Source organism: Faecalicoccus sp. LCP19S3_E2 (genome assembly GCF_052121255.1).
GTDB lineage: Bacteria > Bacillota_I > Bacilli_A > Erysipelotrichales > Erysipelotrichaceae > Faecalicoccus.
The window spans coordinates 58,812-71,650 of sequence record NZ_JBQKEP010000003.1 but is presented as its reverse complement, the minus strand read 5'-3'; the positions used below and the strand labels follow the sequence as shown (position 1 = coordinate 71,650).

Genomic DNA, 12,839 nt, shown 5'->3' with positions numbered 1-12,839 from the left:
GTGCTTCTTTTCACCAACCAGAAACTCTCTACAACTTCCGGAAAAACTACTCCTTCTATTCCTCGCATTTATGTGTATAGTTTATGTTAAAAGGAATCAAATTTCAAGTTTAATTTTTAAATCAGAAATTGAAAGACAAGAGCCACAAGACAGATAAACAAACTGGAAGCTAAAACAGCACTCATTGAGATTCCAAAGGTTCCCACCAGAAAGATCAATCCCACCAATAAGAATGTACATGCGATGATCTCTAAACGTTCTCGAATCAGACTTGAAGAGAACTTAGAACGCGCATAACTCAAAACACTTAATGAAATACTACAAAATCCCATGACATACAACATTTTCCCTACCTCAACTTTGTCTTTATCATACGTCCTGGAAGTTAAAGCATGGACACTGCTGTGTTAAAAGAATGTAAAAAATAACTATACTTTTGATATTCTACGTGTTATAAAAAAAGTAGAAAGGTAGGTATTTGTATGATCACATTAGAAAACAACATCATCAAATCAGAGGATCTATCATGCAATGTCGCATCAATACAAAAAATTGAGCTGAAGATCGTCCCGGTTAAGAAACCTGCTTCTAAAACTGTTTTGAATTCTCTGGCCAATGCACTGAGTCAATCAATGTCTAATGGAGATGAACCTGTGCAGATCATTCTGCGCATTACCTGTGATGATCAAAGTATAAAAGACCTCGTTTGGAACAAAGAGCCTTATATTCGAAACAATCTGGACTATCATAAAGCTATTAAAGAAGCCAGAGCACTTCAGGAGCAAGTACAAAAATCCATTTCTTAGACACATCATTAAAAAGGAGACTTAAAATTGATCATCAGTCTCCTTTTAAAATAGGTTCTATCAATGAATGATTCTTTATTTTCTTATGTAATCAATGAAGCTGGAGATGTTGTAATACTTTTGACTGTAAGTCTTTTTTGACATGTAAAATGGAAAAGGCTTGTTGCACATCGGAAATAAGTCCACTTTCTAATAAACTGGAGATATTATCGACCAAGGTTTCTACTTTACCTTTTTCTAACCCTTGTTCAAGTCCTCTTTCCTGCCAAGCCAAAAAAGCACCCTCTGAAAATGTACACATCTTCTCTACCTCCGTTTTTAGTTCTTCCGTTACCACTATATCATATTTTTTCTCTAGGATAAGTCGTATTTCATCAAATTCTCGATTTGATAAAAACAATAAAAAAAGAAATTCCATAATATCTTTTGGTCGATTCATAATTTCCTCCAAGTAAATATTGGCATCAGTATGGATACAAGGATACAAAAGATAGATTTGAGAAAAGTCGTAACATTCCGGATCAAAGTGAAAGTTACCTCTTCTTACATGCTCCTGCGTTCGATATTCTAAAAAACAATTATCTTTTTGATGCGCATGATGAAGACAAATCCAGATAGAACGAATATCTATGATTTCATCAAAATCAGAATTTTGAAATCCTAAAGGATCATTCTTTTGTCCTGAAATCAACCTTGACATGTAATATCGACATCTGCGTGGCAACGCATATCGATATGTGTCCTGTCCCTGTGCTTCCAAATGAATTAAAATCTCTCGATGATTGTCAAGCGGATGTTAGATAGAGTACAAAAAATCATATCTGATAATCGCATCCGGAATGCTGGTATCTTCTACATTGTGTGAAAAAAGCTGAGGATGTAAGGAAGATGGCTGCATCAAGTCAATGATTTGATCAAGCGATAGATGTTTGAATTCCTCTAAACATTGTTGAAGAATACAAGCCTGAATTGATTTAAACGATAATATCTTTTTGCTTTGTGCATCAAAGAATCGTTTATCACTATTCAAAGAAAAACCAAGTGCATTTAATTCTATCATATGAGACCCTCCTACATATATATACGAAAATAAATCGGTAAACTATGAATTAAATTTATTTTTTTTAAGATACTTGATAAAAGTCTCATGTGATTGGTTCTTGTGTTGGCAAAATAAAAAAGGTATAGAGCCAAACCCTATACCTCAAAGGATATTTACTGTTCTACTTTAGATTGTACGTATTCTAATACTTCTTCAGCTGTTTGTTTGTTCAAGCATTCCTGAGCTAAATCTTTCATTTCTTCGTAGCTCAAAGATTTGACAACTTTACGAGCCTTCAGGATCTGTGTTGCGCTCATAGAGAATTCATCCAATCCCAATCCTAACAGAATCGGTACGGCATTCGGTTCTCCGGCCATGGCACCACACATACCAGCCCATTTACCTTGTGAATGAGCACCTTTGATCGTGTTGGCAATCAGACGAAGTACACTTGGGTTATATGGCTGGTACAAGTAAGATACATGTTCAGACATACGGTCAGCAGCCATAGAGTACTGAATCAAGTCATTGGTACCGATAGAGAAGAAGTCTGCATATTGGGCAAACTGATCAGCTAATACGGCAGCGGCAGGAATTTCAACCATCATACCTACTTCGATATTATCAGCTACCTGAACACCTTCGGCGATCAGTTCTTTCTTCACATCTTCAAAAATAGCTTTGGCATCGCAGAATTCTTTAACCGTTGCGATCATTGGGAACATGATGCACAGTCTTCCATAAACGGAAGCACGGCACAAAGCACGAAGCTGTGTACGGAAGATATCTTGTTCCTTTAAGCACAAACGAATTGCACGATATCCTAAGAATGGGTTCATTTCCTGTGGGAATTCATAGTAAGACAAGTGTTTGTCACCACCGATATCCAGTGTACGAACAACTACACGTTTACCCTGCATTCCTTCCAGAACTTGTTTGTAAGCTTCAAATTGTTCATCTTCTGTTGGGAAGTGATCCGAATCCATGTATAAGAATTCCGTACGGAACAAGCCGACTCCTTCACCACCGTTTTTCAATACGCCTTCTACATCTTTGAAACCACCGATGTTTCCGGCCAATTCTACTTCATGGCCATCTTTTGTCACTGATTTTTCAGAAACCAGAACCTTTAATTCTTCTTTTTCTTTGGCATAAGCTTCTGCTTTTTCGTTATATGCCTTGATTGTAGCTTCATCTGGATTTACTTCCACAACACCATCTAAAGCATCTAAGGCCAATACATCACCTGTCTTAACTGCATCCATAACACCTGGGCATCCTACAACGGCAGGAATTTCCAAAGAGTTTGCCATGATGGCAGAATGTGAAGTCTTTCCACCGATTTCTGTGGCAAAGCCTTTTACATATTCGTTTAACTGTGCCGTATCACTTGGTGTTAAGTCGTGAGCAACGATGATTGAATCTTCATCAATGCTTGTCAGATCCGGAATGACCAAACCTAACAGATTACATTTCAAACGGAATGTTACGTCCTTAACGTCTGCAGCTCTTTCCTTGAAATATTCGTTATCCATGCTTTCGAACATTTCAACCATCTGTGTAGCAACTACTTCCGTTGCATATTCCGCATTCACTGATTCATTCTGAATCATATTTTTGATCTGTCCGGCTAATTCTGGGTCACCTGCCATCATCAGATGCGCATCAAATACAGCCAGTTCTTCTTCACTTAAGCGTTTTGCAGCTCTTTCTTTGACACCTTCAATGTCTTTTTTTGTTTTCTCCAAAGCTTCATCAAATTTTTTGATTTCTGATTCGGCATCTCCCTGTTTCTTTTCGATTACTACATTTGGTGTTTCCAGTTTATAGACCTTAGCTACGGATACACCAGCACTTGCCGCAATACCTTTTAACATGTAAAATCCTCCTATTTTTAAAGTACTTAGCTCTATACTCGTACAAATTTTATCACTTTTGATCACTTTTTACAATTTTTAAAAGCGGTTTCACATCATTTCTAAGATGAAGTGTTACATCGTTAAAAACAAGCCCTGTTTTCCATCCATTTTTTCTGTTTTTAATCCAGGATCGCAAACTCACTTTCCTTGATACATTGTTTTAAATACGGAATTTGTTTCTCTTCTTTCAGCGTACAATGAAAGAAAAGCTCTTCTTCCATAGAAACGATTTTGGCCTCTAAAAAGAAGATACCATCTTCTTTATATTCATGTATCCAAACGGACTTATCACGATATTGAATCGGTTCCTTTTTTTCCAGCTGATCCAATTGTGAACAAATCAAAGGTTGTTTAGATGCCTGAATCAAGTAGTCCCACTCATGTTCTTCCTTTCGAGCTGACATCAGACAAAGCGATTGTGTCACCGGATCATAGCTTCTTTCACAGGCACCTAACGCCACGACCTTTACATTTTCAAACAGGTGATATACTTCCATCAAACGATATTGATATACTTCCTGTTCCATGTTCACCGGATCTTTTAGCTGATCTTCTCTTTGCAGAAGTTGAATGTAGAAACGATATTCTTTGACCGGTAACGGGATGGAAGAATCCATCTTATAAGCCAGTTCGATATAATCACAGATCATATTTGCCATTTTATGCGTATGATCGTTCATCAAAGCATAAGGCCCATATCCTTCTTTAGCCAATAAAGTTAAAGCTGCATTTTTATAGTAGGATGCATCCATATCCCATTCATTCCATACATAAAACAGATCCATCAAATCATGCGGATCCATATGTAAAAACTCTTTGGTGTCGATATAACCGATCGGTGTCGCAATCGCATTCTCTTTTTCCATCGGCAAAAAGTAAGTTTCATCGTATAAATAGTTCTTATAGAAGACAGGTTCTCGCTTCACTAGATTGCCTCTTAAATAGTCTAACTCATCTTCATACAGATGATGCAGACGATGAAAGTTTCCATCCTGATCAAACTCCAGATCATCCACCAGTTCAAATTCTCCGTTCAGTTCTTGTTGAATATCCATAAAGATATCAACGCAAAACGCATGAAAACCGGCACCGGCATGACGGGTATTAGCACTTAAAATGACCTCTCTGTCTTCTTCATGAACAATGATCTTACCTTGTGGACAGACATCGATCTCTACAACATCGCCACGTTCTTCGATCTGAACATTTTCACGATGGGCAATCGCGCCCAGCACCTGATACAATTCATCTTTTTCTTTTTGATTTCTATCCTTACAAAACAGTTGTACAAACATTCTGATTCGCTCCTTTTCATTACTAACATTATATCAACACCGTCAAGAATCTATGTTATAATAGAAAACATGAATCAATGTACAAAGAATTGGAAGGACTATGAAGTCCTGGATACAGGAAACAAAGAAAAACTGGAACGATGGAATTCCATTATATTAAGAAGACCCGATCCGGTCTGTGTATGGCCAATCGACTCTGAGAATCCGGATTGGAACAAAGCGGATGCGATCTATCATCGCTCTAAAAGCGGCGGTGGCCACTGGGAAACGATCAAAGAAATCAAAGAATTTTGGACGATCGGTTATCGTGGATTACGCTTTAAAATCTCTCCTACCGGCTTTAAGCATACCGGACTTTTCCCGGAACAGGCAGCCAACTGGGATTTTATGATGGATACGATTGAAAACGCAAAACGAGATGATCTTCGTATTTTAAATCTATTTGCCTATACCGGAGGTGCGACAATGGCCTGCGCCAAAGCCGGTGCCAATGAAGTCGTTCATGTAGATGCCAGTAAAGGCATGGTGCAGTGGGCTAAAGAAAACATGCATCTTTCCCATCTGGAAAATCATAAGATTCGTTTTATTGTAGATGATGTCGTCAAATTTGTAAAACGAGAACAACGGCGCGGCAGAACGTATCACGGCATTATCTTAGATCCCCCAAGCTATGGACGTGGTCCAAAACAGGAATTGTGGAAACTGGAAGATCAGATTTATGATCTGCTGGCAGAATGTCAGAAGTTATTAGACAAAGAAGCATTGTTCTTAATCGTAAATTGTTATACTACCGGCTTTACCCTTTCCGCATTACAGGAAATCTTAAAACGAACGATTCAAAAAGAAAAAGGCGGACACATTGAATGTGGTGAAAACCTGTTACCGGTTACTCACAATCAAGGTATCCTGCCTTGTGGAATTTTTGGACGATGGACTGGCGACTAAACACATAGTCGCTTTTTTCTTTGATGGAAAAAGCTTCAAAGTATTTGGTTTCCATCGGAATCCATTTCTGTACAAAATCATCAAAACGATCCAAAGAGCGCTTTTGTAGTCGCTCTATTTGTGATGCTGGATCAATATCCATAAAAATCTTAAAAGCATCCATATCATCTAAAAAAGGATGATGCGCATAACTTCCTTCTATGATCAAGATCGGACTTTCTTCTAAAATAACTTCCTTTCTGAGCTTTTGTGACGAACAGTCATACGATCGCATATGAATCGGTTGTTTTTGATTCCAGGCTTCATTGATTTCCTGATGAAATCGTTCATAGTCGATATTTCCGCCTGGCTCTTCCAGTCGCTGCGTTGTTCTTTGATGCGCCTGTAAAAAATAGTCATCCATATGAATGCAGGGACATTCCAAAAACGAAGATAAAAGTTTTCCAATCGTTGTCTTCCCGGAGGCACATGGTCCATCGATCGAGATCACGCGATGTTCTCGCAAAGACTGCAAAACGACTTTAAAAACATCAAAATAATCGACATATTCCTTTCTAAAAACGCGATAATGCGGATCATAGTGTTCCTTATACTCTTGACTGTGTGATACGATGCCTTGATCTGTAAAACCATATGTTTTCAAAGCCTGATCAAAAACTCTTCGGGTACTTCTCTTTTTTGCACTTTCCATAAACAACTCATTCCATAATAGAAGATCCTCTTCCTTCATGTACGATAAAGGAACTCGTATAAAACCATTACCGATTTCCTGTAGCGAATCCTTGCCGGCAATCCTTTTTTCTTTTTGTAAAGCCTGAAAGGAATCTTCCGGTGAAGTCATCAAATGTCCGTTTCCCAAACAAGCCTGTACGATCAATTTATACAGATCCTGACGTGTTCCATAGGGATGTAGTTGTCTTTCCAATTGCACTGCTTCTTCTAAATCCATAGATTAACTATAAAGCATTTCAGCCATAAATTCAAAAAAAGCCAGAATTTCTTCCGGCTGTTTCATTAATATTCAAATACAGGAACTACGACACCCTGATACGTTTCTTCGATGAATTTTGCGGTCTTTTCTGTTTCCAATACTTTTAATAAATCTTTGATCTTCTGAGAATCTTCATCTCCCTTACGAACCGCAATGACATTGGCATAAGTATCCGCTGCTTCTGAGTCTGTAGATTCTGTCACTAACAGATTCTCTGTGATCTTTGCGTTTAAGGCATTGTTTCCATTGGCAATCGCATAATCAACTTCATTTAATTTTGTCGGTACAACTTCGGCAGCCAATTCTACGATTTCCACATTGTGCGGATTTTCAACGATGTCCGCTTTCGTAGCTTCCAATCCTTTTCCTTCTGCCAGTTTAATGATGCCCTGAGCTTCCAACAACTGTAAGGCACGCGCTTCATTTGTCGTATCATTTGGTACGGCAATCTGCGCTCCATCCGGTACATCACTTACATCCGTATGTTTAGAAGAATATATTCCTAACGGTTCAAAATGAATCTTTGCGGCCGCAACGAGTTCATCATCGCTGTCACAGTTTTTCGATACCCAGTCTTCCAGATAAGGCGTATGTTGGAAGTAGTTGCAGTCAAGTTCTCCATCACGCAAGGCCGTATTTGGTTTTACATAATCAGAAAACTCAACGATTTCTACCTCATATCCTAATTCTTCTAAATCGGGTTTAATGTTTTCGATAATTTCAGCGTGTGGTGTTACACTGGCACCGATCGTAATTGTTTTATCATCACCGGATCCACTGGATCCACATCCTGCCAAGCTTGCCGCTAAGGCAACAGCTGCTAATGATTTCCATAATTTCTTCATAATAATTTTCTCCTTTTTCTAATGTGTTGTTTTTCTTACAAGCAAATCGCCGATCAGCTGTACGATGATTGTCAAGATCACAATGACGATCAGGCTGACCCACATGATATCAAAATTGGATTGTGAATATCCATAGTTATAACAGAAAGCACCCAATCCACCGCCACCGATGGCACCCACGATGGCGGTTAGACCAATCATGGAAATAAAAGTAATCGTCGTAGCACGAATGATACTGGGAACACTTTCGCGTAAATAGACCTTAAAGATGATTTCCAAAGGAGCAAGTCCCATGGATTCACTGGCTTCCACCAGCCCTCGATCGGTTTCCGCAATGGCCTGTTCAACCTGACGGGCAAAAAAAGGTACGGTTCCAACGATCAATGGAAAGAATGTAGCCTTTAGACCAATCGAAGCACCGGAAATCAATAAAGTCAAAGGGGATAAGACCATGACCAGAATGATAAAGGGCACGGCTCGAAACAAATCGATGATACGGCCTAAAATTGTATTCAAAATGCGGTTTTCTAAAATATCACCCGGTCTTGTGACGACCAGAATCACACCAAATACGATACCAAAGAGGGCTGAAACAGCACCGCTGATCAATACCATCAATAAGGTTTCAATGATCGCATCGCCAAAGACATCGATTCGATCGATCAAATTTGGCATGATCTGGATGAGAAAATTCATCATCACTTCATCACCTCCACACTTACTTTATTTTGACGACAGATTTCCAGAGCTTTTTCAATATTTTCATCACTGCCGGTCAACACACAAACTAAGACGCCTAATGGAACCTCATGAACAATTTCCACATTTCCGAAGATGATCGAACAATCGACATCATATTCTCTAGATAATGTAGAGATCAGCGCTTCTTTCGTATTTGTGCTTTGATAGCTTAATTTCACCAACTTTTGATTCTTTTCAATCTGCACCAGCGGATGATTGCTGTCTAACAGATCTTGTATTTTTCCCAAGTTGTTTGTCGTATTGATGAAATTCTTTGTAACAGGCATCTTTGGATGTGAGAATACATCCACGATGTTTCCTTCCTCTACGACTTTTCCATCTTCCATGACCGCAACACGATCACAAATATCCTTAACGACTGCCATCTCATGCGTAATCAAAATAACCGTCAAATTCAATTCTTTATTGATTCGCTTGATCAGCTGTAAGATTTGTTGTGTGGTATGTGGATCTAATGCCGATGTCGCCTCATCACACAACAAAACTTTAGGGCGGGAGGCCAAAGCTCTGGCAATCGCAACACGTTGTTTTTGTCCCCCACTTAACTGACTGGGATAAGAATCCTTTCGATCCTTCAGCTCAATCAGCTCTAATAAAGACATGACACGTTTTTCGATCTCGTCTTCTTTTAATCGCATATGACGCAAAGGAAAGGCAATGTTTTCATAAATGGTTCGTGAACGCATCAAATTAAAGTGTTGAAAGATCATTCCCATTTGTTGGCGTTGTGCCCGAAGTTCTTTATCACTCAGTTTTAAAAGATCTTTCCCTTCAAAAATGACCGATCCCGATTCTGGTTTTTCCAATAAATTGATACAGCGAACGAGTGTTGATTTGCCGGCACCGGAAAATCCGATGATTCCAAAGATCTCACCATCCTGTATTTCCAGGCTTACATCTTTTACGGCATGAACATTTCCATTCTTGGTCAAAAAGGTTTTTGTAACATGTTCCAAACGTATCATTTTTTCACCCTTTCTTTCTATAAAAAAAGCTTTCATCCTAATAGGACGAAAGCTGAAACTTCGTGTTACCACCTATCTTCGTAAAATGATCACTCATCTTACCTCATTAAGTACCATCATACTCTATCACGATAACGGGTGAACCCGTCAAAGTCTAAATATCGACTTTGCAACTCCAAGACCATGTTCCCAACAGATTTCTTTATCCTCTTTCAGCATACAAGGACTCTCTTCTCAAAGAAATACTGTAAGTACTCTTCTTTTCAACATCAATTTATGGATAGATAATACCAATCCAATGAAAGAATGTCAAACATTTTCTGAAAATTTTTCATAAACTCTCAACAAACCATCCATTCCGGATAAAACTGAATTCCGTTTTTAATCATACGATGAATCAATGGACGACCCAATGTTTGAAAATAATGTTCGATCGTCGGTACCTGTAAGATCAAAAGATCCGCCAACATTCCTTTTTGAATGTTTCCTCTGTCATTTAGATCAAAACAAGCAGCCGGCAAAGAAGTCATAGATTCTAAAAGTGTTCTTTTATCTACATGGTGTGTATTAAACAATGCGTAACAAAGCGGTTGAAAGGAATATACATAACTGTTGGGCAAACCAAAGCCGCAGGATAATAAAAACTTAGATGGCTTTGTAAGTTTATATTGTGCTTCTCTTTGAAGAATCGGATATGGCGCTTCTTTCTTCTGTATAAATACATCCTGACTTAACTCTTTTCGCTGGATCTTAGGATTTTTTGTAAGTAAGGTCAGGATGCCATTTTGACGCATCGCAAAAAGTGCGGTACTGTTTTCCCGCAGCTGATCGCCTAAACGCACCTTGGCAAAACCGGTAAAAGAAACATCGATAAAGCCCGGTAATACGATCTCACCAACCGCATCGATCACTCGTGTCGCACTATCTATCCATTGACTATAGGAACCGATACCGACATCGATGATCTTATCGTGATGGATGGCGATATAAGCACGTGAAAGAATACGAAATTCTTTATCACATGTATATAAATTTTCAATATTTTTAATCAATAGTGTTGCTTTCATAGTAGTATTTTCCATAGATATTATAGCGATTTCCGTATAAAATGTATAGAGAGGTTAAATATGTTTGGATTTCGCAAAAAGAAAAAAATACAAGTCTTAGCTATTCACGGCTTTGGTAAAAATCGACATCATGAATTCGATGCAATGAAAGAATATTTAGAAAAACGTTCTTGTCAGGTTCATCTTTTTGACATTTATGATCTTCAAAATGAGCAGGATACAGATGAAAAGAAATGGATGAAGCGATGTGAGATACAGGTAAAAAAGTGTCTGGAACAAGATAAAGAATTAGTTCTGATTGGATTTTCTATGGGAGGTGTTATTGCCAGTTATCTGGCTACGATCTATCCTGTCAAAAAATTAATACTGGTAGCCCCGGCTTTTCAATACCTGGATCTTCAAAAAGTTGCTCAGCATTCTTTGGCTACGCTCAAAAACTTAGGCAAGAAAAAATCGACTGAGTCTTTACCCACTCGTACCTTTATGCGTATCGTCGATCAATATAAAGATTCCATTGATCACGTAGATGCCCCAACGCTTATCTTACATGGGACATCCGATGAAATCATTCCGTATGAAAGCTCGCAAAACGTGTATAAAAGAATGAAGAATCCCTGTAAATTGATACTGATTGAAGGAGCGCATCATAAAATGCTCTACGATCATCAAGGGTATGAAACACTTTGTTTTCGCTTGATTGACGATATGATCAAAGATGAATTATTTAAAAAAGAACTGCCATAGCGACAGTTCTCTTTATTTATGATCATTCAATAATTTTAATTTTAGATCCAGTAAATCTTTTGTCAGATCTACATAGTATTCCTGTGGATAGGCAAAACGTTTGATTTCTTCCCAAATGGTATCCAGCTCTCTTTTTGAATACTCACGAATACCATCTAAGCTTGGACATTGATAAACAACCTTTCCGCGTAAAAAGATTGGTACCAACAGCTCACGAAGCTCATACGTGCCACCTTCGATCACCTTATATTTCCAACGTGACATCGGATGATAGATCGTTAAATCTTTTTGATCATCTAAAACCTCATGTTCCAAAGCCATAAGATCGGCCTGCGCCATACCGGTATCTTTCTCATAGATTCGATAGACCTTCTTCAATCCCGGATTGGTAACTTTTTCGACATTATCGCTGATCTTGATTTTAGGAATCATCTCTCCGTCTTTTTCGATCGCAACCAGTTTATACACACCCCCAAAGACAGGAGAGTTCTTTGAACAGATCAGGTTTTCTCCGACACCAAAAGAATCAATCTTGGCACCTTGTTGATGAATCAAAGATTCAATTACATACTCATCCAAAGAATTACTTACGACAATGCCGCAATCCTGCATGCTGTTCGCATCGAGTTCTTTACGCACCTGTTTTGATAAATACGCCATATCACCGGAATCGATACGAACGCCTTTTAATCGATATCCATTTGGTTCCAGATAATCTTTGGCAACACGAATGGCATTCTTGATTCCACTCTTTAGCGTTGAATATGTATCAATCAAAAGCGTACACTGATCCGGATACGTCTTGGCATAGAATAAAAACGCATCGTATTCACTATCAAAGCTTTGAATAAAAGAATGAGCCATGGTTCCTAATACCGGTAAGCCATACTCCTTTCCGGCATACGTTGTGGCACTGCCGGCACAACCGGCAATGTAAGCTGCTCTGGCCCCATAGATAGCCGCATCAAAGTTATGAGCACGTCTGGCTCCAAACTCCATCACAGCTCTACCTTCAGAGGCTTGTACGATACGTCTAGCCTTGGTCGCAATCAAAGTTTGATGGTTCAGTGCTAAAAGTAAAGCCGTCTCTACCAGCTGCGCTTCAATGATCGGCGCTTTAACACGTACTAAAGGTTCATGTGGAAAAACCGGAGTTCCTTCCGGAATCGCATAAATATCACCGGTAAAGCGTACCGTCGATAGATAGTCTAAAAACTCTTCGGAAAATTGATGAAGCGATCGTAAATAATTAATATCCTCTTTTTCAAAATGCAGATTTTTTACATATTCTATGACCTGCTCCAATCCACAGAACAAGCACAATCCTCCGTTATCGGGATTATTTCGATAAAACAGATCAAAAACTACTTCCTGATCTTTATTTTGATTAAAATAACACTGACTCATCGTCAGTTCATAAAAGTCCATCACAAGACTTAGATTTCTTAACTCTTTCAT

General features: G+C 38.6%; 14 protein-coding genes and 2 other annotated features (1 of these 16 only partly in view). Of the genes, 3 read left to right on the top strand and 11 right to left on the bottom strand.

The genetic code is table 11. From position 1 onward, the window contains the following. Nucleotides 1–72: a binding site (T-box leader), on the bottom strand (it extends 132 nt beyond the left edge of the window). 44 nt (nucleotides 73–116) lie between these two features. Then, nucleotides 117–344: a hypothetical protein gene (locus ACTQX6_RS03685; protein ID WP_117446250.1), complete on the bottom strand. Its 228-nt coding sequence runs from the start codon at nucleotides 342–344 to the stop codon at nucleotides 117–119. 138 nt (nucleotides 345–482) lie between these two features. Here ACTQX6_RS03685 and ACTQX6_RS03680 point away from each other — a divergent pair, with 138 nt between their 5' ends. Continuing rightward, nucleotides 483–806, top strand: coding sequence for a hypothetical protein (locus tag ACTQX6_RS03680; RefSeq protein WP_168964449.1), 324 nt, complete (start codon nucleotides 483–485; stop codon nucleotides 804–806). A gap of 91 nt (nucleotides 807–897) precedes the next feature. On the opposite strand, the gene ACTQX6_RS03675 is transcribed toward ACTQX6_RS03680, so the two are convergent. From ACTQX6_RS03675 to ACTQX6_RS03660, 4 genes are all read right to left on the bottom strand, one after another. Then, nucleotides 898–1,245, bottom strand: coding sequence for a hypothetical protein (locus tag ACTQX6_RS03675; RefSeq protein ID WP_294686681.1), 348 nt, complete (start codon nucleotides 1,243–1,245; stop codon nucleotides 898–900). A gap of 357 nt (nucleotides 1,246–1,602) precedes the next feature. Next, entirely contained in the window at nucleotides 1,603–1,866 is a 264-nt protein-coding gene (locus tag ACTQX6_RS03670) for a hypothetical protein (RefSeq protein WP_168964447.1), read from the bottom strand. A 155-nt stretch (nucleotides 1,867–2,021) separates the two neighbouring features. Next, a complete protein-coding gene (gene ptsP / locus ACTQX6_RS03665; RefSeq protein ID WP_117446254.1) occupies nucleotides 2,022–3,725 on the bottom strand; it encodes a phosphoenolpyruvate--protein phosphotransferase in 1,704 nt (567 codons plus the stop codon). Between the two features lie 161 nt (nucleotides 3,726–3,886). Further along, entirely contained in the window at nucleotides 3,887–5,062 is a 1,176-nt protein-coding gene (locus ACTQX6_RS03660; RefSeq protein ID WP_117446255.1) for a hypothetical protein, read from the bottom strand. Nucleotides 5,063–5,131: 69 nt separating this feature from the next. Between ACTQX6_RS03660 and ACTQX6_RS03655 the strand changes: the two genes are divergently transcribed. Beyond that, nucleotides 5,132–6,007 carry a class I SAM-dependent methyltransferase gene (locus ACTQX6_RS03655; RefSeq protein WP_195222794.1) on the top strand — a complete coding sequence of 292 codons (876 nt, stop codon included), beginning with the start codon at nucleotides 5,132–5,134 and terminating at the stop codon, nucleotides 6,005–6,007. On the opposite strand, the gene ACTQX6_RS03650 is transcribed toward ACTQX6_RS03655, so the two are convergent. The 5 genes from ACTQX6_RS03650 to ACTQX6_RS03630 form a co-directional block, all read right to left on the bottom strand. After that, a complete protein-coding gene (locus ACTQX6_RS03650) occupies nucleotides 5,949–6,956 on the bottom strand; it encodes a uridine kinase family protein (RefSeq protein ID WP_117446257.1) in 1,008 nt (335 codons plus the stop codon). The two genes, ACTQX6_RS03655 and ACTQX6_RS03650, sit on opposite strands and share 59 nt — an antisense overlap. A 65-nt stretch (nucleotides 6,957–7,021) precedes the next feature. After that, a complete protein-coding gene (locus tag ACTQX6_RS03645) occupies nucleotides 7,022–7,843 on the bottom strand; it encodes a MetQ/NlpA family ABC transporter substrate-binding protein (protein ID WP_117446258.1) in 822 nt (273 codons plus the stop codon). An 18-nt stretch (nucleotides 7,844–7,861) separates the two neighbouring features. Then, nucleotides 7,862–8,542 carry a methionine ABC transporter permease gene (locus ACTQX6_RS03640; RefSeq protein ID WP_022788950.1) on the bottom strand — a complete coding sequence of 227 codons (681 nt, stop codon included), beginning with the start codon at nucleotides 8,540–8,542 and terminating at the stop codon, nucleotides 7,862–7,864. Beyond that, nucleotides 8,542–9,570 (bottom strand): methionine ABC transporter ATP-binding protein, encoded by a 1,029-nt coding sequence (locus tag ACTQX6_RS03635; RefSeq protein WP_117446276.1) that lies wholly within the window; start codon nucleotides 9,568–9,570, stop codon nucleotides 8,542–8,544. The genes ACTQX6_RS03640 and ACTQX6_RS03635 overlap by 1 nt, the downstream gene beginning before the upstream one ends. A 38-nt stretch (nucleotides 9,571–9,608) precedes the next feature. Further along, nucleotides 9,609–9,846: a binding site (T-box leader), on the bottom strand. A gap of 65 nt (nucleotides 9,847–9,911) precedes the next feature. Further along, nucleotides 9,912–10,652 (bottom strand): hypothetical protein, encoded by a 741-nt coding sequence (locus ACTQX6_RS03630; RefSeq protein ID WP_294686698.1) that lies wholly within the window; start codon nucleotides 10,650–10,652, stop codon nucleotides 9,912–9,914. A gap of 45 nt (nucleotides 10,653–10,697) precedes the next feature. Here ACTQX6_RS03630 and ACTQX6_RS03625 point away from each other — a divergent pair, with 45 nt between their 5' ends. Next, entirely contained in the window at nucleotides 10,698–11,381 is a 684-nt protein-coding gene (locus ACTQX6_RS03625) for an alpha/beta hydrolase (protein WP_294686701.1), read from the top strand. Nucleotides 11,382–11,393: 12 nt separating this feature from the next. Here the strand turns inward: ACTQX6_RS03625 and ACTQX6_RS03620 are convergent, their stop codons facing one another. Beyond that, nucleotides 11,394–12,839, bottom strand: coding sequence for a nicotinate phosphoribosyltransferase (locus ACTQX6_RS03620; RefSeq protein ID WP_294686704.1), 1,446 nt, complete (start codon nucleotides 12,837–12,839; stop codon nucleotides 11,394–11,396).

What these genes read in the sequence shown, in the direction of transcription:
- ACTQX6_RS03640 (WP_022788950.1), bottom strand. Translation starts at nt 8,542, where the DNA reads ATGATGAATTTTCTCATCCAGATCATGCCAAATTTGATCGATCGAATC.
- ACTQX6_RS03625 (WP_294686701.1), top strand. Translation starts at nt 10,698, where the DNA reads ATGTTTGGATTTCGCAAAAAGAAAAAAATACAAGTCTTAGCTATTCAC.
- ACTQX6_RS03680 (WP_168964449.1), top strand. Translation starts at nt 483, where the DNA reads ATGATCACATTAGAAAACAACATCATCAAATCAGAGGATCTATCATGC.
- ACTQX6_RS03670 (WP_168964447.1), bottom strand. Translation starts at nt 1,866, where the DNA reads ATGATAGAATTAAATGCACTTGGTTTTTCTTTGAATAGTGATAAACGA.
- ACTQX6_RS03660 (WP_117446255.1), bottom strand. Translation starts at nt 5,062, where the DNA reads ATGTTTGTACAACTGTTTTGTAAGGATAGAAATCAAAAAGAAAAAGAT.
- ACTQX6_RS03655 (WP_195222794.1), top strand. Translation starts at nt 5,132, where the DNA reads ATGAATCAATGTACAAAGAATTGGAAGGACTATGAAGTCCTGGATACA.
- ACTQX6_RS03650 (WP_117446257.1), bottom strand. Translation starts at nt 6,956, where the DNA reads ATGGATTTAGAAGAAGCAGTGCAATTGGAAAGACAACTACATCCCTAT.
- ACTQX6_RS03685 (WP_117446250.1), bottom strand. Translation starts at nt 344, where the DNA reads ATGTTGTATGTCATGGGATTTTGTAGTATTTCATTAAGTGTTTTGAGT.
- ACTQX6_RS03630 (WP_294686698.1), bottom strand. Translation starts at nt 10,652, where the DNA reads ATGGAAAATACTACTATGAAAGCAACACTATTGATTAAAAATATTGAA.
- ACTQX6_RS03645 (WP_117446258.1), bottom strand. Translation starts at nt 7,843, where the DNA reads ATGAAGAAATTATGGAAATCATTAGCAGCTGTTGCCTTAGCGGCAAGC.
- ACTQX6_RS03635 (WP_117446276.1), bottom strand. Translation starts at nt 9,570, where the DNA reads ATGATACGTTTGGAACATGTTACAAAAACCTTTTTGACCAAGAATGGA.
- ACTQX6_RS03620 (WP_294686704.1), bottom strand. Translation starts at nt 12,839, where the DNA reads ATGAAAGAGTTAAGAAATCTAAGTCTTGTGATGGACTTTTATGAACTG.
- ptsP (WP_117446254.1), bottom strand. Translation starts at nt 3,725, where the DNA reads ATGTTAAAAGGTATTGCGGCAAGTGCTGGTGTATCCGTAGCTAAGGTC.
- ACTQX6_RS03675 (WP_294686681.1), bottom strand. Translation starts at nt 1,245, where the DNA reads ATGAATCGACCAAAAGATATTATGGAATTTCTTTTTTTATTGTTTTTA.